Source organism: Pedobacter namyangjuensis (assembly GCF_003313325.1).
Classification (GTDB): domain Bacteria; phylum Bacteroidota; class Bacteroidia; order Sphingobacteriales; family Sphingobacteriaceae; genus Pedobacter; species Pedobacter namyangjuensis.
On sequence record NZ_QMHQ01000002.1, the window covers coordinates 962,377 to 983,724 of the forward strand.

Genomic DNA, 21,348 nt, shown 5'->3' on the forward strand with positions numbered 1-21,348 from the left:
TTAATCAACCTTCCGAAATGTTCTACTATTTTTTAAATGCTCTGATTAATGTAACCCAACCTTTAAGTACTCTGTATTCGGTATCGGCATTGTTTTTAGCCTTTAACAAATAGTAGTAAGTACCCTCGTTTAATCCTTCTCCTGTCCAGTTGTTTTGGTAGTTTTTAGCTCTGAAAACTTCGTTACCCCATCTATTCACTATCACAAGTTCGTTGTCTGGGAATTGATCCAATCCGCGGATTTCGAAACGGTCATTATTGCCATCGCCGTTTGGCGTAAACAAGTTTGGTATAAACAAATCGTTACCACCAATTGGCGAACCTGCAGAAGATGCAGTATTGCTGTTGGCTATAGGATCTGGCTGATCTGCTTTAACCGTTGCAGTGTTTACCAAACTACCGGTAGCTACCACTCTAGTTTTAAAGGTTGCCGTAACCAGTTCGTTCAAAGCAAGGTCACCGATTGTCCAAGTTAAAGTTTTACTGTTTGCTACAAATGCTGATGTACCTTTAGTAACTACAATATCGTAAGGTGCATCAAGCGAACCCGGAAGAATATCGCTTACCGATACTCCTGTAGCCTTGTTCTGACCAGCGTTAGCAACCGTAATTTTATAAGCAATTCTATCGCCTGTTCTTACCGGAGCAGTTGCAATAAGCTCTTTTGTAATTACCAAATCTGCAGAAGGATCTGTAGCCATGATAATCTCTGGCGTTAATGTTTGCCCAGTTGGACTAACAATATTTGCAACGTTTCTTAACGATGGTATTGCATTTACATCATCAACCACTTTCGCATCGAATACTAAATCTGCACTAACACCTGGTGCTAAATCTAAAGTCCAGTTTAAAACGTTACCAGTTTGCGTGTAAACTCCGCCATTGCTTGCTGTGCCGGTAAGATAGGTTAATCCGGTAGGTAGCATATCGCTAACCCTTATTCCTCTCAACACGCTTCCGCCACTATTTTTTAACACAATGTGATAAGTTAATGTCTCATTTGCTTGTGCAATAGCATCTTTATTACCTTTAGCATCATTTACAGTTTTGGTGCTTTCTAGCTTACCTGCTGTTGGCATGCTTGTTTCTACCAGAACTGGTGTTGCTGGCTCAGCTGGATTGCTGATGCTAGCCATATTTGTTATCCTAGTTAAGCCAAGTGGCAAGTTATTATTAACAGTTGCTTTGAAGTTAACTGCAAGACTTCCATTAGCCGGAATAGTTAAGTTACTCCATTCAACCACTCCTGCAGTTAATACGCCACCATTGCTTGCGCTACCATTTACATACGTCATATTTGCCGGAAGCTGATCGCTTGCGCTAACGCCTGTACGATTTACATTTCCGTTATTGCTGATAGTGATGGTATAAGTTAAAACCTCTCCTTCTTCAATGATGCCATTTCCATTAGCATCAGCTACTGATTTAGCACCGGTAATTTTAGGAAGAATAACTAATGTTGGTTCGTTATTATTCTCGGTTGTTCCAGAAACGTCATTAACTTTAAATCCATTAGGACTAGTAGCTGTAACGATTGCTGTGTTGGTTACTTGTTCTGCCGCTTTTTCTATAGCCGTTATCGTGTAAGTTGCGGTAGCGGTACCAGTTGCACCAGGAGGCAATACCGATGGATTTACTGTAATTGCGTTTCTAATTTTGGTATCGCTAATCACCACGTCGCTTAAAGTTACAATACCACTATTTTTAACTGTAAAGTTGTAGGTAATGGTATTTCCATCGCCACTCAGTAAAGCTGTTTTAACTAAGCTAATACTTCCCGGAGAAACTATTTGTGTTACCGTTGCATCTTGAACCGCAGCTGTAGATGGATCATCTGACCTTTGGTTAACATTAACTCCGTTGGCGTCAACTGCTGTTAAGGTTGCCTGGTTAATTACTTTTCCTGCGTCAACATCTGGTTGAGTTAGGGTATGAACAGCGGTAATTGTTGCTACCTGACCTGGGTTTAGCTGTGCAATTGGCGAACCGCTAGTTATGGTCGCATTAGCATCGCTAACTACAATGTTTCTCATGGTAGTATTACCGCTATTGGTTACTTTAATCTCGTAAGTAACCGTTTGGCCAGCAATGTAGCCTACCTGCCCAGTTACTACTTTTGTAAAGTTTAAGCTGATAGTTTGCTGTACAGGAATTGTTTTTGTACTGCTTATGGTAGCAATAGCAGTTCCGTTAGGATTTTTACCATTTGCTGTAGCCGTATTAATTAAGCTTCCTTTTGCAGATGTATTACCTTGATTATCGATGTCGCCTTGCGTAACAGTGTAAGAACCTACATAAGTCCAAGTTTCGTTAACATCAAGTTTGTTATTTGCATTTACATCACCATTAGAGAATGTAAGGTTTGCCAACATTGGATCGGCAACTGCCACGTCAGAAACTGCTACGGTACCCGTATTAACCAACGTTATTGTGTACGGCACCTGTTGGCCAGCAACGTTGATTGCCGTAGTAGCACTTGCCTTTGTTAAACGGACAGTAGAAACTGGCTGTACATCTACATTGGCGATAGTAACAACTGGTGTAAGTGCGGTTCCGTCAGGTCTTCTTCCACCTGCGTTTACTGTATTTACCAATTTACCAGCAATAATTCCATTTCCGTTATTATCAATATCAGATTGGCTAACGGTATACACGCCTTTGTAAGTCCAAGTTTCGTTAACATCCAACTTAGCATTGTTATTTACATCACCTACCGGAGTACCTAAAGGCATCATCGGATCTGTAACTGTAAACGTGCTAATGGCAACCGTACCCGTATTTTTAGCTACAACAGTATAAGTAATCTTATCGCCTAATTTGCTAACGCGAGTTACATCGGCAGTTTTTGTTAAGCTGAAAGTTGCAATTGGAGCAATTGGCACTTCGTTAACCGAAGTGATTGATCCGGCTGTTGTTGCATCTGGCTTTTCGCCACTAACATTTACAACGTTTATAATACGTCCGTTTGCAGTAGATTGGCCAGCTAACAAATTGCCGTTTCTGTCCATGTCTGCTTGAGTTACGGTGTAAGCACCGCGATACGTCCATGTTTCGCCAACATCGAGTTTGTTATTTGAGTTAACATCGCCTTGGCTTGGCACAACTATTATTCCACCCAACAACGGATCATCAACTTTTAAATTGCTAATTGCTGTTACGCCGGTATTGTTAATTGTTATTGCGTAGTTAATAATATCTCCAGCTTTTTGTACCGAAGGTCTATCAGCAGTTTTTGTAACTGTAAATAAACTTGTGGTATTTAACGGGATAACTTTACTAGCTGTTATGCTTGGCAATGCTGTTCCGTTAGGCTTTTTACCCGATAAGGTAACTGTGTTACTCAACACTCCTCTTAATGTAGTGTTTCCGTTGTTATCAATATCGCTTTGCGTTACGGTATAAACCCCATTGTAAATCCAAGTTTCGTTTACATCAAGTTTTGCATTTGTATTTACATCGCCACTGCTTAAAGTTAGATTAACCATTGGGTCATTCAATACAATGTCGCTAATTCCGGCATCGCCGATGTTTTTAACTGTGATGGTGTAAGGCACTTGCTGACCTGCATTAAGTATAGCAGTTGTAGCACTTTCCTTAGTTAAACTATAAGCGATATTTGCTTCGATTGGAATAGTTACGGTGTTACTGGTTCCGTTGATAGCAGTTCCGCTAGGCAATTTACCTGCAACGCTAGCCGTATTTATCAAGTTACCAGAGTTGGCTATTGGCTTACCATGTACATCTATATCGCCTTGCGTAACAGTATAACTTCCATTGTAAGTCCATGTTTCCCTTACATCCAGTATATCATTACCATTTACATCTCCGCTATACAAGGTGGTTGATGGTAATAATGGATCGTTAAGAACAACATCAGCAATAGCTACGTTACCTGTATTGGCAACAGTAATGGTATAATCTACTACCTGACCTGCTTTAGTAATTTGTTTGGTTGATGTTGTTTTTTGAACATTCATGGTTGCAACAAAATTCACATCTAAAGAATGGTTCGCATCTACTTCTGGAATTGAAGAACCATCTGGTTTCCTACCGTTTGCAGTTACGCGATTTACAAGCTTTCCTAATGTAATTCCGTTACCGTTGTTATCTATATCACTCTGTTTTACGGTGTAAGCACCTCTGTAAGTCCAAGTTTCGTTAACATCAAGTTTACCATTACCATTTAGATCTCCACTGAGGTAGCCAAGATTTAACATCGGATCGTTAATGATAAGTGTGTTGATTGCAACAGCACCGGTGTTTTTTGCGGTTACGGTATATACTACCTGATCGCCAAGTTTGCTCACCTGTGTTACATCACTCGTTTTGGTTAAAACAAATGAGGCAACTGGCTGTATTGGAACCAAATTGGTTGCACTTACAGTTCCGGCTGTTGAACCATCTGGCTTATTTCCTGTAACTGTTGCAATATTAATTAGGTTACCTAATGACGATATATTGCTTCCAGCTAATGAATTTCCATTGTTGTCAATGTCGGCTTGAGTAACCGTGTATGAACCTTTGTAAGTCCATACTTCGGCAACGTCTAAAATGTTATTTGCATTTAAATCACCGCCATTTACTGTATTTGTACTGTTGCCCAATAACGGATCTATTACCGCAACATTATTAATTGAAGTATTACCAGTATTGGTTACTGTAATAGTATAATTCACTACGTCACCAGCTTTGGTAATGGAAGCTCTATCTGACGATTTATCTACCGTAAATGAAGAGCTACTGCTTAGTGGGATTATCTTGGTGGCAGTTAGGTTTGTTAAAGCTGTACCGCCCGCAGTGTTTGCACTAACCGTTGCCGTATTGCTCAACACACCTTTTAAAGCTGTGTTACCGTTTTGATCTATGTCTGCCTGGGTAACAGTGTAATTATATACATAGTTCCAAGTTTCGCCAACATCTAATTTACTATTATTGTTAGTGTCGCCGGTGGTTAATGTTAATGCGCCATTTGCCAACATAGAATCGTTTACAACAATGTTCGAAAGTGCAGCATCGCCAGTATTTATTACGGTTATGGTGTAAGGCACAACTTGACCTGGTGCTGTAATGTTTATTGTTGCACTTGTTTTTGCTACAGCAAACGCATTTACAGGAATAATTGGAATAGAAACTGTGTTACTGTTTAAAGGTGACATTGCGCCGTTCGGGGAATTACCGTTAATGGTAGCTGTGTTTACAAGTCTATCTAGAGTAATACCATTACCGCGACTGTCAATCATACTTTGCGTTACCGTGTAGGTACCGATGTAGTTCCAAGTCTCGTTCACATCTAACTTACCATCTAAATTGGCGTCGCCAGTTGTAAGTACCAAAGGCGTTGCGCTTAACAACGGATCTGTAACACGTACATTTTCTATCGCTACCGTACCTTTATTAGTTACCGTAATAATATATGGAACAGCTTGACCTGCCTTGGTAATATTTACCATAGGACTAGCTTTTGAAATGGCATAAGCCGCAGTAGCTAAAATATCAACTGTGTTAGTTGCTTTTACCGCCGGTAGTAAAGTTCCATTAATTGTTCTTGCAGTTGCGCTAACTTCGTTAATCAGTTTTCCTGCTGTGCCATTTCCGTTATTATCAATATCGGCCTGTGTTACGCTGTAAGTACCAGAGTAAATCCAAACTTCAGTTAAATCTAATTTACCGTTAGCATTTGCATCACCATTGGTGTAAACCAAGTTTACCATCGGATCGCTAATAATAAGCGACTGTACAGCAACTGCACCTGTGTTTCTGATAGTAGCAGTGTAAGGAATTAAATCTCCAGCTTTGTTCACGCTTGTAACTCCATTACTTGATTTAGCTATGCTAAAACTAGCTGATGGGTTTAGTGGAATATTTAACACAGCGCTTGCAGAACCTGCACTACTGCCATCTGGCTTATTGGCTGTTACGTTAACCGTATTGCTCAACTGTCCGTTTGGAGTGATGTTGCCGTTGTTATCTAAATCACTTTGTTTAACTGTGTAAGATCCGGTGTAGGTCCAAGTTTCGTTTAAATCTAATATGCTCGTTGGTGCGGCATCTCCAGTTGGCCCAGATATGCTACTTAACATCGGGTCTGTAACCCCTACAGATCTTACTGCATTTGTACCAGTATTCTTAACCGTTAAGGTGTAAGTTACTACCTGCCCTGCCGCAGTAATCTGTGTTTGATTTGCTGTTTTGGTTATAGTGAATGAAGAAGTAGTATTTAAAGGGATTAATAATGTACTTGTTTGCGCTGGCATTACAGCTCCAGCTGTATTAGTAGCACGAACGCTAGCTGTATTACTCAGCATACCTGGATGAGAAGCCACATTGTTACCGTTAGCATCTAGAATTGCTTGGGTTACAGTATAATTTTGTGTATAAGTCCAAGTTTCATTAAGATCCAACCTATTGTTGTTGTTTAAATCTCCTTGTCTAGCGCCTAATACAGTAAACATTGGATCGGTAACCACAATATTTGACAATGCTGCGTCTCCAGTATTTTTTACCGAAATTGTATAAGTTACCACTTGTCCTGCAACAGTAATTTGAGTGCGATTAGCTGTTTTTTGTATAGAATAAGCGCTGAATGTATTAATTGGAATATCGAACACATTAGAGTTGGCACTAGCTACGTTACCATTTGAATACAGTCCGGTAACTGTAGCTGTGTTTCTTAAAAATCCATTGCGAAGTACTGGACTACCGTTACCATTGTTATCAATATCAGCTTGAGTAACGGTATAATCTCCACGATAGGTCCAAGTTTCGTTAACATCCAATTTACCATTGGCTGGTGCGATGTCGCCACTGTAAAGTGATAGCGCCGCCATCGGTATTAAAGGATCGGCAATTGAAATATTAGAAACCGCAACCTTGCCTGTATTAGCAATTGTAATAGTGTATGGTATCACTTGGCCTGCTTTAACAACAGAAGGAATGATACTATTCTTTATTACTCCGATGGAACCTACGGCATTAATTGCAATTATTTTTTCGGCTGTAATTGGCGTAAGGTACACAGGATCTCCATTAGGTTTTTTACCAGTAACGCTTACTACGTTTCTGATAGTTCCTGCAGTAGTGGCTAAACTATTTTTATTGGCATCCAAATCGGCCTGTAATACGGTATGACTACCACGGTAAGTCCAAACCTCTCCTTGATCTAGTTTTTGATTTGCGTTTGTATCGCCACTAAATAAAATGATATTCGTTAACATTGGGTCGCTTACAACAATATTACTGATGGCTGTATTACCAGTATTCGTTACCACAATATCATATGGCACCACTTGACCAGCAGTTGTAATGGCGGTTACCGAACTGTTTTTAGCAACGGAGTAAGAGCTTGTCGCTAAAATATTCACGGTAGTTGAAGAAGTTTGCGTAGCCGGAAGTTCGGTCGAAGTTACGCTTGCAGTGTTAACAAGCTGTCCACTGTTTATCTGGGGTTTACCGTTGTTATCTATATCGGCTTGGGTTACTACATACGTACCTGTATAAGTCCAACTCTCGCCTCTTTCTAAAACATTGTCGTTATTTCCAATTCTAGAAGATACGACTAAAGGACTTGTACTTAAAAACGGATCTCTAACCACCACATTGTTTTGGCTAGCATTGCCAGTATTTGTTACCACGATTGTATAAGGAATTGTATTTCCAGCCGCGGTTACCGGAGTTGTTCTAGTGGTTGTTTTTGTAATAGTCATACCCGGGCAAACTGGAACATTTACTGTTAGCGTAAATGGTTGGCCCGTGCAAGAACCGACAGAGGTTGCTGTTGGCGTAATAGTATAAATTACTTGTTGCGGAACGCTGGTATTGTTAAATAACGCACCATTGATTATTGTGCCACTACCTGTTCCGGTTCCTATTCCAGAAACATTTGCATTTGGCACAATTGCCCAAGTAAAATTTGATGGAATTGAAGTAGTTTTGTTGATGTTGGTTTGTAGGTTATAAGTAAAATTGCCAGTACAATCTGCAATAGTTAGGCTTTCGTTCAACCCTCTCGGACTAGGATTTACCGTTACCGTTACACTATAAGTAGTTGGGTTTTGGCATCCATTAGCCGTTAACGTATATACATATACTACATTTACAGGTGCAGTAGTGGTGTTGATTAAAGTTTCGTTAATTACGCCAACTCCTCCAGCCGTCGTATTGTTGATACCGGCAGCCACCGCCCTAGTCCAAGTAAAGGTAGTTCCTGTTACTAACGATATTGGTGTGTAAGTAAATAAATTATTGCTACAAGTGGTAGCTGTGTTTGAGCTAGTTAATGTTGGCCTTGGGTTAATCGTAATAGTTGCCACATTACTTGTATTTGTACAACTAGCGCCCGAAGTAACAATTCTTCTGTAGCGATAAGTTAAAATGGTGTTCCCTGCATTGGTTAATACCCCAGGATCGTAATTAACTTCCGTTGCATTAAGGATGCTGTTAAAAGTTGTACCCCCATCTGTTGACAGTTCCCATTGATAAGTATAGGTTCCTGTTCCGCCGCTTACCGCGCTACCAGTAATTATACCAGTTGCGCCGCTAAAGCAAATATTTGTATTTGCCGCGGTAACTGTGTTATTGCCTAAAGCAGGATCGACAGTAAATGTAACTACGTTACTCGTAGACACGGCACAATTACCAGATGTTACCAAACGTCTGTAATAATTTACGATAGTTGTATTACCCGTGTTTGTTAATGTAGGCGGTTGATAAGCAGCTGTAGTTGCTACATTTGTATACGTTGTGCCATTGGTAGAAGTTTGCCATTGATAAGCATAGCTTCCGGCACCCGCTCCTCCGGTTGGTGCACTAATTGCTATTGTAGCTGGTCTGCTTCCAGAACATAGTGTTGCATTAGTTGTAGTAATTTGGTTACCCAATAACTCTGGCTGAACAGTAACTCTACTGCTTGATGCAGAACTACAACTTCCAGATCCAGTACTTATAGTCCAAGTTACGGTAAATACACCTGCTACTTTTCCAGTAAAAGTTGAGGTTGGTGAAGTAGGAGCAGAAAATTCGTAGTCAGTAGCGGCTTGTCCACTTGTTACCGTCCAAATTCCTGTACCTGAAGTTGGCGTATTTCCAGTTAATGCAATAGGTGTATTAAAACAGGTAATTTTATCACTACCAGAAATTGCTGGCGTTGGTGGCGCACTTACCACTACTTCAACTGCCGTAGCTACACTTGGCGAACAAGTGGCAGTAGTTCTTGTAGTGAAAGTAAATGTATAAGTACCTACCTCTAAACCGAAAACTCCTGTTGAAGTTCCGTTTACGTTATCGAATATTGGATTTCCAGTATTTGCAGGTTTACTTAATGTACTCCATGTACCAGTACCTGATGTTACTGCTGAAGCCATTAAATTAACCGCTTGATATAAACAAACGCTTTGATTGCCCGAAGTAATTGTTGCTTGTGATGGCGGATCTCCAACCGTAATCACTACATCATCGAATGATGAACAACTGCCGTTGTTTAATGTCCAACGTAAAGTATAAGTACCTTGTCTAAGACCATTAATGGTTGTATTATAAAGTGATGCATTGGTAAAAGTTGGGGCTGCGCCACTAGGTTGTGCGAATACCGTCCATAAACCTGTTTCAGTTCCTGATGGCTGGTTACCGACTAACGTAGCTGTACCTGTTCCACCCACAGAAGTTGTACATGCGCTAAAATCTGAACCTGCGTTTGCTAGTTTTGGAGGGCTAGATGTAACTATTACCTGTACATTACTTGCACTTGGAGAACAAACGCTACCATTTCTAATCGTCCAAGTGAATACGTAGGTTCCTGGAATAGTATTTAACACTGCTGTCGCTGGTGAATTTGGTTGGCTAATCGTTGCAGTATTTGGCCCGCTTAGTTGAGTCCAAGTTCCCAAACCGCTTGTTGGATTATTTCCTGCCAAGTTAACACTACCAGAACATTGGTTAGTTTGATTTGCACCTGCATTTGAAGGCGTTGGTGGAAAAGAAACTATAATCCTTACTAAGTCGCTACTTGCACTTGCGCCAGAACAGTTACCATTAGTAATACGCCATTGTAAAAAGTAGGTTCCTTGAATAGTTGGTGTAAATGTGGTATTGCCTTGTGTTGAATTTGAAAAAGTATGGCTATATCCGGATGGACCTTCTAATACTGTCCAAACGCCGTTACCTTCAGTTGGCGTATTTCCATTCAACTGAATCGGTGCAATTACTCCGGTTGTCTCACATATATTTTGATCTGCGCCCGCATTAGCTATTGTTGGAGGAGCGGAAATGTTATAAGTTACATTTGCACTTGTAGCTGGACAACTTCCGATTGCGTCAATGGTATAACTAAACACATAAATTCCCGTAGTTAGACCAGTAACAATTGCTCCATTTTTCTCAGTTGGAGTAATCGTAGAACCAATGGGTCCACTAACTTGGGCCCAAGTTCCTGTGCTGTTCGCGTTACCGTTTAAGGCAATGCTAGTTACGTCGCAAAGGGTTTGATTATTACCAGCATTAGCATTTTGTGTAACAGTAATGGTCATACGATCTGTGCTTGGTGCACAATATAAACCACCGCTGCTAATCCACTCCAACACATAAGTTCCATAAGTTAAACCACTAACAACCGTAGCTGGATTGCTAATATTAGCGAAAGTCGGAATCGTTGGTCCGCTAACCGCTGCCCATCTACCCATACCTGTAGTAATTACATTAGCAGCCAGTGTAGTGCTATTTTGGTTACATAAGGTTTGGTCTGGTCCAGCGTCTGCAGCTTCAGGAGGAGTAGATACATTAATTACTACTTCATCGAAATTGGTAGTTGGTACACAAGCGCCGTTTGTGATAGTCCAAATAAATTTATATCTGCCTTGTTTTAATCCACTAACTGTTGTGTTGCGAAGCGTGGGATCTGTAATTGTAACACCACCTGCACCTTCAGTTTGTGTCCAAATTCCTTGACCAACAGTTGGCTGGTTTCCTGCTAGGCTAACTGTATTACCACAAATATTTTGATCCGGTCCGGCATTTGCAGTTGTAGGTGCTGCTGAAATTGTAATTTGAACTTGATCTGTGGTTTCCGTACATGGGCCATTGCTAAGTCTCCATTCAAAAACATAAGTTCCATTTGCTGCTCCCGTTACGGTGGTGTTGTATAAAGTTGAGTTGGTAATATTTCCACTGGCAGGACCGGAAACTTTTATCCAAGAACCGGTTTCTCCAGCCGCAGGCTGATTACCAGCCAGTGTAAAACTACTTATGTTGCTTGCTAAACACTGATCTGGACCTGCGGTTGCTTGTTTTGGTCCCATTGTAGCAGTAGTAGTAATTGTTACCTCACTAAAATTACTGTTACACGAATTGGCTACAGTCCATCTAAATACATACGCTGTATTTGCCAGAAGCCCGTTTGCAGTAGCCTTAGGATCATTTATATTCGAGAAAGTTACTTCAGAAGCAATATTTCCCTGTTTTCTTACTGTCCATGTACCGGTTTCATTATCTAAAGTAGCACTTCCATCTAATGCTACCGGTGTGCCATAACAAGTTTGCTTAGCGTTACCTGCAGCTGCAGTAACGGGTACTACTGCAGATACTACTACATCTACATCTTGTTGCGTATTGGTACAGCCTCCATCTCCACCAGATATAATCCATCTAAAGGTGTAGACACCGCTAACAAGATCACTAATCACTGCCGTTGGACTATTAATATTGTTAAATGTGGCAGTATTTGGTCCTTTTACCTGACTCCAAGTACCTATACCAGTAGCAGGTGTATTACCTGCAAGCGATGTTGTAACCACATTACATGCTAATACCTGTCTAGTTCCGGCATTAGACGTGGTAGCATTGTTCGAAATCACTACGCTAATCTCTTTGTATACGTCATCACAGCCACCAGTAGTATTATTGGTACTTGCACGATAACGAAAAACGTAGGTTCCTATTCTGTTTAAGCCAGTAAGGCTAGATCCAGAACTTGGCGCATTTGAGTATACGCCTAAACCGCCTAATTGAGTTTGTAAAGCGGAACCTACCGGTGCACTCATTAGAGCGTAACTTATATTTGTAGCTCCGGCAAAATTATAACTGATCGCAGCAGCTACGTCACCACAAGGTGCAAAATAAGGACTCGCTGTGGTAATATTTAAGGTTGGTGGTGCGCTAAAACTTACATTGTAAGTACCAATACTTGTACAATCTGTATTAGGATTATTAATCGTATATCTAAACTGATAGTTAGTGCCTTCTGTAGGGACTAAACCTGTCACAACTGTTACATTCGATGTCGGGTTTTGGATTACCTGTGTTCCAGCGCCAGATATTTTGGTCCATGTTCCTGTCTCCCCTGTGTAAGATGGTCGAGGTGCCGTTAATACAACAGATGTTCTCCCGTCGCAATAGATATCATTTCTTCCTCCTGCTTGAGTTATATTTTGTGTAGCTGGTTTAACAGTAATTTGCATTTCATCAGAGCCATTTATACATGGTCCCTGAACCGTCCATCTCAACGTGTAAGTTCCCTCACGTAAATTTGACACGCTAGAATTGTGGGCATTTGGACTTGAAATAACAGGGACTGTTGGGCCACTTACAAAAGTCCAAGTTCCTTTTTGACCACTAGTGGGATCATTTGCTGCGAACGAGCCGCCCAGTGTAGTCGAAGTACTTACATTGTAACAAGCTAAATCTAATCTATCAGGTCCTGCGCTTATTGGCTGTGCACCCAAATTTCTTAATGTCACATCCGCAAAGGTGCTACATTCTCCTTTGGTAACTGTCCATCTGTAAGTTGCGCTAATTACGCTTGCAGAAGTGGGAATAGTTATACTAGGATTAGGAGTAGCGGTGTTCGCCGGCAAAGGCATGTTCGTTGAGCCACTTATTCGAGTCCACCTTCCAGTTTCTCCAGTCTTTAAAGCAGAACCTTGAAAAGTAAATGTGCCCGGGCATACAGTTTGGTCGGAACCAGCGGTGGCTGTGCTTACATCAGACACAATGTACTTTACATCTTGAAAAACGGTAGATCCATCTTGACATTTTGCCGTTAAACGAAATGTGTATTGAACATTTGTGGTGAAATTACTTACCGTAGCGGTAGCATTAGAACCTGAGTTTGTTGTAGGCGACACCGTAACTGCCGGTCCTGCAATTTGCGTCCATACGGGTACACTTTGCAAAGTTAAATTTCCGCTACTGCTACTAGTGCCTCTTAAAACAAAAGGGGTACCGGGACAGATTGTTTGATCTATACCCGCATTAATGGTACAGTTTTGCGCATAAATTTCGCCAGTGATGAAAATAAAAACTAATGGTAGAAAATAACGTAGCAGTTTAAACATAAATGTGCTTTTTTTCGTATTTGAATAATATTAGTACTGATAGTTCGTTTAAGAATTTGATAACCGTAAATCGGGTGTTCGATTGTGCAGCTTTATTGAATTCAGAATCTTTAAAATTCCGTAATCAGCATTTGCTCGAAAAGAAAAATGGAAGTCATTCCGCCATGCGGAAATGAGAAAAAACATCGGCTTTGCCAATATTAATTTCGAACCTGAATTAATCAAGTTCCGTTTGCAAGGTTGCAACATGATAAACACAAATAGGGATTTTTGATTGGGCGCAAATCTCTATTAATCAAAACAAAAAAGAGTTGCAATCAAGCGGCAAGGAGTTCACGCCGCTGTAGTGTTACCAAGCGTGTTTTCAGAATATGATTCAAAAATGCAGTTTTTATCGCTTCCTTATAGCAGATAACGTTGTTTAAACATCATTTTAGATTATGAAGCACAATCATTAAAAATTTCAATGAAATTATTTTTCGAAAAATTGACTTTTATAAACTGCAGGTGTACAGCCTTTAAAATTTTTAAACTGCCTGTAAAAAGAAACTTTTGAACTAAATCCACTTACCATAGCTACCTCAGTCATGCTTAACTCAGTGTCTTCTGCTAATAATTTTATAGCGTGCTCAATTCTAAATCCATTAATGTAGGTGTAAAAGCTTTGGTTAAGCCTTGTACTCAAAACTTGTGTTAAATGGTGACTAGGCATTCTCAGCATTTTAGCCAACTTTGCAAGTGACAAAGTAGCATCTAAATATGGTTGGTTTTTAGTCGTAAAATCAGTTAATTTCTGTTGATATAGTTCAAGTTGTGCTAAAGTTAAAGTAGAACGTTCGTATTTAGTATCAGAAACTAAAGGTTTTTCGGTTTCTAGAGAGCTCGTCTTGTGAACATCATCTTCATTGAAAATAATTGACGTTTTATATTTGAAAATTAAAACAGACGTTGCAAACATCAGCGAATAAATCATCATAGAAATTATATCCGTGGCTTCAGCATTACGCAAAAGCTTTTCGCCATATATCGGAACAATTATGCTAATTAAACTCATGAATATGAGTAGTAGTGTAGCGGGCATTACCATTAACTTGTAACGTTTCAAACTTGAGTCTGTTGACAAAATAGACTTCACCCCAAAAGCAGCATAGCCAATAAGCGAGATGGGTGTAAGAATGGCAAGGATGATATTATACTGCCAATAGTAAACCTGCCCCTCTCCATAAAAAACAATTAAAACGATGCAGGCAAGCCAAATAATAATGGGCATTGCTAGGTGCGTGTACACTGTCTTTTTTGAAATTGTGTTTCGCCTAATTAGGGCTATAGCTATATATAGAAGCGGTCCGTAAACCAACACAAACGGCGCAACAGTATTAAAATAAATATTTTCCGTAAAAAAATGCCTTACTGTAAAAACAAAAACAGCATGTATAAAGAGATAAATATTTAAAAAAAATATAAGCCAATTAAAGGCCTTTTGTTTATCGGCTCTAAACCAAAAATAGAAATTAACAAAAGTTACAATAATAGTAGCCAGCAAAAGATAGGTTAAAACCGGAAAACTAGCCATAATAATCGCTATGCAAGCTTGCTTTTTTGATTGATATAAGCAATTGGAGTTAAACCGGTGTAATCTCTAAAATATTTATGAAAAGATGTTTTAGAGTTAAAACCGCATTTATATGCAAGTGATTCTACCGTGTAATTATTTTCCTTCTCAAGTTCTAATAGCGCATAATCAATACGCAAAGCCGCTAAATAACTATAAAAGCTCTTTCCTAAATGATGATTAAAAAGCACCGAAAGGTGATATTTTGGAATTTCCAATTTATCGCTAAGTATAGCTAAAGAAAGATTTGGATTTAAGAACTTTTGCTCGCCTATTAGATATTTTTTCAATTTACTTTCATAATCGCCAATTTGTTTTGAGCTTAAAACTAGCGTACTTTCATCTTCAACAGACTCACTTACAGTAGATTGTGGCAGTCTTTTTAGTATAGATAAATGATAAAAAATTACCGCTATCATCGATAACAGCAATGCATAAATAATTATTCTATAGTCGATTACCATATCAACTTTCAAAAATCCCCAACAGATATACATCAGTAACGAGACCGCAGCAATAAGTATATAAAATCCACTGATTATAAGTTGTAGATCGTCAAAGGAGACTAATTCTGTTGCCTTTTTCCTAAGTGGCATACAAGCTACTAAACCGTAACCAAATAGCGATATTGGAACTAGAATGAAAGTTTTTTGATAAAGATCAGTAAAATCATATACAAAAGCTTGGGAAATCAGGTTTTGTAAGTTTGCAACCGCAAACAACATCATCATAATCAAAAATGGAAATAGATGAAATATAGCACCCGAAAAGCCATTCTCTTTCTCCTCTCTACTGTAGCGAAACAATAACAATACTGGCCCCATCAATAGCCAAGTAGGGTTCCATAAATTGGCGTCAAAAACGATAGACCAACTGTTGTAGTTTAATTGATAAGCAAAATTTAAAATGGATAATACTGTTATCGCGATTAAATAATGAGTTGGCTGTGAAAATAATTTTGAATAAAACTGTTGGGATAAAATTCCGGAAGCTCGCCGAGAAACAAATAAAAACATTGCTTATTACTTAACCTTTGGGATGATAATGCCGTAAATATTATGCGCAAACAAATCGAGCAAAAAATGGCATTAGAGAGCTATTAGAGGCCTTTGTTCGGTTTCAAGTGCTTTGGCAAATATAAAAAAAATATTAAAGCATTTTTAAAATTTAACCAAAACGAAAATATAAATTCTAAATCTCCTAAATAGATTTACAAAAGATTAAGTAAGTCTTTCTTACTTAACGATTTAAAAACAGACGATTCTGTTTTGATCAATTCTTGCGCTAAATCTTTTTTACCAGCTTGCATCAACATTATTTTTTCTTCTACCGTATCGGGACAAATCAAGCGCACCGCCATTACGTTTTTATGTTGCCCTATTCTATACGTCCTGTCAATTGCCTGATTTTCCACTGCTGGATTCCACCAAGGATCTATCAGATAAACGTAATCTGCTTGCGTTAAATTTAACCCTACCCCACCAGCTTTTAAACTGATTAGAAACACGCGTATTTCATCGCTTTGCTGAAAAGATTCTACCACCTTTTTACGCTCTTTTGTCTGCCCTGTTAAGTAAGAAAATGGTATTTTACGGTCTTCTAATTCTACACTAACTAAATCGAGCATACTCACAAACTGCGAAAAAACCAATATTTTATGTTGAGTGGATTTGCTTTCGATTTGCTCCATCAAAACATCCATTTTTGCAGATGCATTTCCGAAGTATTTTTCCTTGCTCAATATTGCTGGCGAATTGCAAATCTGCCTTAATTTGGTAATTCCCTGCAAAACATGCATACTACTCTTAGTCAATTCATCATCAGCCACGCCCATTAAATAGTCTCTAATATCGTCTCGAGCGCTGTCGTAAATTTCCCGCTGTTGCTTACCCATTTCGCAATAAATAATCATCTCGGTTTTGTCGGGCAATTCACTAGCCACTTGCTCCTTCGTTCTACGCAACATAAATGGATTTATGCGTTTTTGCAGTTCCTCCGCACGCTTAGCATCTTTAAACTGATCTATTGGAACTGAATATAATCTCTTAAACTGTTCTCTAGTGCCTAGCAAACCTGGACAAGCGAAAGAAAATTGCCCAAACAAGTCAAATGTATTATTTTCTACAGGCGTACCTGTAAGAACAACCTTGTTTCTAGACTGAAGTAAACAAACCGCTTTAAAACGTTGCGAATCTGGATTTTTAATATGCTGAGATTCATCTAGAAAAATATAGTTAAACCTGTAATCTTTCAAGAAACGAATATCCGAAAGTATGGTTCCGTAAGAAGTAAGTATAACATCATAAGTATTAAACTCTACTAAAATTTTTGCCCTATCGGCCCCGTAAAGTATTTTAACTTTTAAGGTAGGCGCAAATTTAGCAAGCTCTTGTTGCCAGTTAAAAACCAAAGATGCAGGCACCACGATAAGATTGGTATTTTTACCGATTTTCTCTTTCTGGGAAAGTATAAAGGCGATGATCTGTATCGTCTTACCTAAGCCCATATCATCTGCCAAACAAGCGCCGAAATTAAAGTCGTCTAAAAAATTTAACCAATTTAGTCCTTCTTTTTGGTATCCACGAAGTTTTGCGTTTAGGTCTTTTGGTATAGGAACGTCGGCAATCGCTTCAAAATTATTAAGTTTTTGCTGATATAACTGCAAACGATCTTTGCTCCCACCCTCTAGTTGATGCGTTTCGAATAGTGATGCGACAGTAGCAAAATTGATATTTGGCGTTCTAATTAAATCATCAACTATTACACCGGCAGAAAAATAATGTTCAAATCTCTCCAACCATTCTTTTGGTAAAATACCGGTTGTTCCATCATCCAATTGTACAAATTTGCTTTTATTTCTTATGGATTTGTGCAGATGTTTTAATGATACTGTTTCTTTATTAAACTTAACCTTAATGGCAGTTTCGAACCAATCCATACCACTGTTAACGTGGATAGAAATTTCTGCTTTATGGCTGTTTATCTTATTATCCTTTAGCTCGTTAAACCCTAAAATTGCAATTCCCTTATTCCTCCAAACTTCAAAAGCCTCTAAAAACCATTCGGGTTTTAAAAAGTGCTTGCGGTGCATATAAAAGCAATCTGCATGTAGTTGTTCGGCGAACCCATCAACCTGCTCCATAAAAAAGGGATGCATTTTGGCAATATTGGTAACAAATTGCAGTTCCCTTTCCTTATCGCGGTCTAACGTAAAACGTTTGCCTCTTTTATCTTTAGCATGTATTTGTTTCTGCGAAATAACTGGGATTTCTAATCCACCGTAACGCATTACCGGCGTTAACAATACATACTCTTCAGATTCTGTAAGGTAAAGCAGTTGTTCGTTATCTAAATCGAAACCTTGTTCTATAATTTGCTTTTGCGTAGCAGGTTTTAAATAAGCGTAATTAATCTTAACCTTTTCTTCGATTTTAGCAAGAATGTTTTCCTGAAAATCTTCGTAAACAAACCTATCTAAAACTAAATTATTTCTGTGTTGCTTAAAAAAATCGATTACGCTTCTAACGTATGGGCTTGCTATTAAGTAAAACTGATTTTTTATCTTTGCAAAGTATTGATAACGAAGCTCAACATCTTCTAAAAAGTAGCGTTTGTTGTTAATAGTTAACGCTCCATCTATCGAAAAGCTATCGCCACGTTCATCAACATTAAGTTCTAATATGGGTTTTAACACCTCCATTGTTATAGGAAGTATTGATGTTGCACTAACCGTAGCATTTTCTTGCTCGTTGTGCATATAAAATTCGTATTTGAGAGGATTGCTAATTACAGCTTTTAACGCCGCTAAATCTGCCTCTGTTTTACCTTCATCGTAATTGTTTTTGAAACGAGAAACACCTGAAAAAAATTTAATTTCTTCATGCTTTTCTGTTTTCCAAATTAAATCTAAAGGATCTAAAAACTGTAGCGGATTTTTTAGTTTGCCCGCCTTTGTTAGTGTTACGTTTGCAAGCTCTACCACCAAATGTCGGTAATAACGGTGCCGACTAAATATTACAATGGTTTTAGCCGAATCATTTACTGCAGCAACGAGGTTGCTTTTGTCTCCATTTAATATTGGGGCAAGTTTAGCAAAATCGAGCTTATCGTTTGTAAATTCATCGTTTTCTAACATCAATTACGGTTCAGAAACCAAAGATAAAGAAAGGTATTGGATTATGTATTTTTCAAACATAACACAAGGAACAAATTGCGAATATGTTAAAAACAGGAAATTGAATTTTAGCCAATAACCGAATCGTGTACTACTACTTTCTCCCAAAGGTGACTGTATTTTTTGATAGCATCTAAATGTATAGGATGAGTTTCATAAACGTTAATGTCTTGCAAATTTTTAAATGTTGCTACTAGGTTGTAACTAAAAGAATTATCAACAACTTCTCTAGCATTTGTTTTCGCTGGTCGGCCGTAGCGTAAGGTTTTCACTACCGGAATAGCCTTCAACTGCTCAAAAAAAGCGCTAAAATCTTTGATTTGTTTTTCACTTAACTCTTTCTTAAGCCAAAACAAAACATAATGCGTAATCTCTTCTGTATCTATATGTTCTGTAGCTATCACGTTATTTCCTATTAATGATACCGAGGCAACTGTTGCGGCACCTTTTATAAAATTTCTTCTCTTCATTTTTATACGATTTAATTACAACAACAATTATACGAAAAAGAAGATTGTTCCCTTAACTAATGGTAAAAACGAAAACTGCTAGGAGTTGCAAATTATATTAAATAGTGCCGGCAACGCATAAATAGTTGTTTCGCTCTTTTTTTTCAAATCTAACAACTCATCATCTAACCTAACGTCGGGTGTTTGCCACTGTATTGACGCTTTTTTTATTTGAACGCTTTTAAACGGAAATTTTGCTTTTTTACCCAATCCAATTTTTTTAAGGTATTTGATCAAATCTTCACGTTGGTTATCAGCAATCATTACCAAGTCCAAGTAACCATCGCTTGGATCTATGTGTGGCGCAAAAGCTAACTGGGGGCCTAACCGTGGTATGTTCATTGCTTCTACCATTATAAAATCGCCTTCTATTTTTTTTTCACCCAAATCAACCTTGCAAGCAAAAGCTTTCATGGTGCTAACCAATTCTATCAGCTTTGCCAAAGCAAATTCCATCTCTTTCTCAGGATCTTCTTGCGGATTTTCTATCCTATCCATTTCTTTCATCAGCTTCGGAAATAATCCTAAACCGAAAGATTCAATAAAATAGTGTTCATTTTCATTCATTTGCGCACAACCAACATCCAAGGTACGTTTTGGTGCTTTTTTCCAACCCGAAATATAACTAGCATAATTTGCACCTATACCAAATGAACCTGCAATGTTATTAGCGGTACCAAATGGTAAAATTGCAACTGGCCGTTTAAACTTTAACTTCTTATTAAGTAAGTAAAGTATCGTTTTTCGAATCGTACCATCGCCACCGGCAACAGCAATAATTTCTTCTTCTGTTTGTATCTGATCTAAAACCTTGCTTTTGGATGACGAGTAGTTACACAAATAACCTTTTGATTCTATCAATTTTACCAATTGTTTTTTACTATGTTCTTCATCTCCAGCTGTGGGATTATGTATTAACCTTACGTTTTGTGCAACTATTTTCATTTTGATGCAACAATAATGTAAGCTATATGGTTTTACTTGCACACTAATACTTTAAGCGATGAACATTTTAATAACCAACGATGATGGAATTTATAGCCCGGGAATAGCTGCACTTGCGCAAATGGCCTTGCAATTTGGCACTGTTCGAATTGTAGCTCCAGATGTTGAACAATCATCAATGGGGCATGCTATTACACATTCACGACCACTTACTTATAAAAAATCGCCTATTACCTTTAACGGGATAGATGCCTATCGAGTAAACGGTACACCGGCAGATTGCGTTGCATTGGGTTTGCATATGTATCCTGATACAGATGTTGTACTTTCTGGCATAAACATGGGGCCAAATCTAGGTAACTCCATGTGGCATTCTGGCACTTTGGCAGCAGCTAAACAAGCCGTTTTGCTTGGTGTTAAAGGTATCGCATTAAGTACGCCGGTAGGCAAAACGGAACCAAACTTCGATCTGCTAGCACCCTTTGTGGCACAAAGCCTCACACAGCTTTTTGAAGATGAAACGCCAGCACTATACAATGTAAATTTTCCGCCTGAACCAACGGGAATTAAATATACCCGACAATCGGTTAGGCTTTACGATGGGCAAGTATTTCCGGGCAAAGATCCTATGGGCAGAGATAATTACTGGATTTGGGTTAAACCACTAGAAGCCGCCGAGGAAGGAAGCGACCGCCACGCTGTAGAAGAAGGCTTTGTATCGATAACCCCGCTTCGTTTAGATTTAACTGACGAAGAAAATTTAAGCAGTAAATTAAATAGCTAGCTA

The 21,348-nt window shown here is 38.7% G+C and carries 7 protein-coding genes; 1 reads left to right on the forward strand and 6 read right to left on the reverse strand.

Going from position 1 to position 21,348, the window contains the following annotated elements; genetic code table 11:
* Positions 1-25 precede the first annotated feature (25 nt).
* From DUT69_RS11380 to DUT69_RS11405, 6 genes are all read right to left on the reverse strand, one after another.
* On the reverse strand, positions 26-13,321 hold the full coding sequence (locus DUT69_RS11380; RefSeq protein WP_113653334.1) for a DUF7507 domain-containing protein: 13,296 nt from the start codon (positions 13,319-13,321) through the stop codon (positions 26-28).
* 472 nt (positions 13,322-13,793) lie between these two features.
* On the reverse strand, positions 13,794-14,591 hold the full coding sequence (locus DUT69_RS11385) for a helix-turn-helix domain-containing protein (RefSeq protein WP_162796296.1): 798 nt from the start codon (positions 14,589-14,591) through the stop codon (positions 13,794-13,796).
* 311 nt (positions 14,592-14,902) lie between these two features.
* Positions 14,903-15,949, reverse strand: a complete 1,047-nt coding sequence (locus tag DUT69_RS11390; protein ID WP_113653336.1) for an AraC family transcriptional regulator — start codon at positions 15,947-15,949, stop codon at positions 14,903-14,905.
* Between the two features lie 194 nt (positions 15,950-16,143).
* Positions 16,144-19,068, reverse strand: a complete 2,925-nt coding sequence (locus DUT69_RS11395; protein WP_113653337.1) for a DEAD/DEAH box helicase — start codon at positions 19,066-19,068, stop codon at positions 16,144-16,146.
* A gap of 107 nt (positions 19,069-19,175) precedes the next feature.
* Positions 19,176-19,577 (reverse strand): Dabb family protein, encoded by a 402-nt coding sequence (locus tag DUT69_RS11400; protein ID WP_113653338.1) that lies wholly within the window; start codon positions 19,575-19,577, stop codon positions 19,176-19,178.
* A 78-nt stretch (positions 19,578-19,655) separates the two neighbouring features.
* Positions 19,656-20,561: a diacylglycerol/lipid kinase family protein gene (locus tag DUT69_RS11405; protein ID WP_113653339.1), complete on the reverse strand. Its 906-nt coding sequence runs from the start codon at positions 20,559-20,561 to the stop codon at positions 19,656-19,658.
* Positions 20,562-20,619: 58 nt separating this feature from the next.
* On the opposite strand from DUT69_RS11405, the gene surE reads away from it, so the two are divergent.
* Positions 20,620-21,345: a 5'/3'-nucleotidase SurE gene (gene surE, locus DUT69_RS11410; protein WP_113653340.1), complete on the forward strand. Its 726-nt coding sequence runs from the start codon at positions 20,620-20,622 to the stop codon at positions 21,343-21,345.
* Positions 21,346-21,348 lie beyond the last annotated feature (3 nt).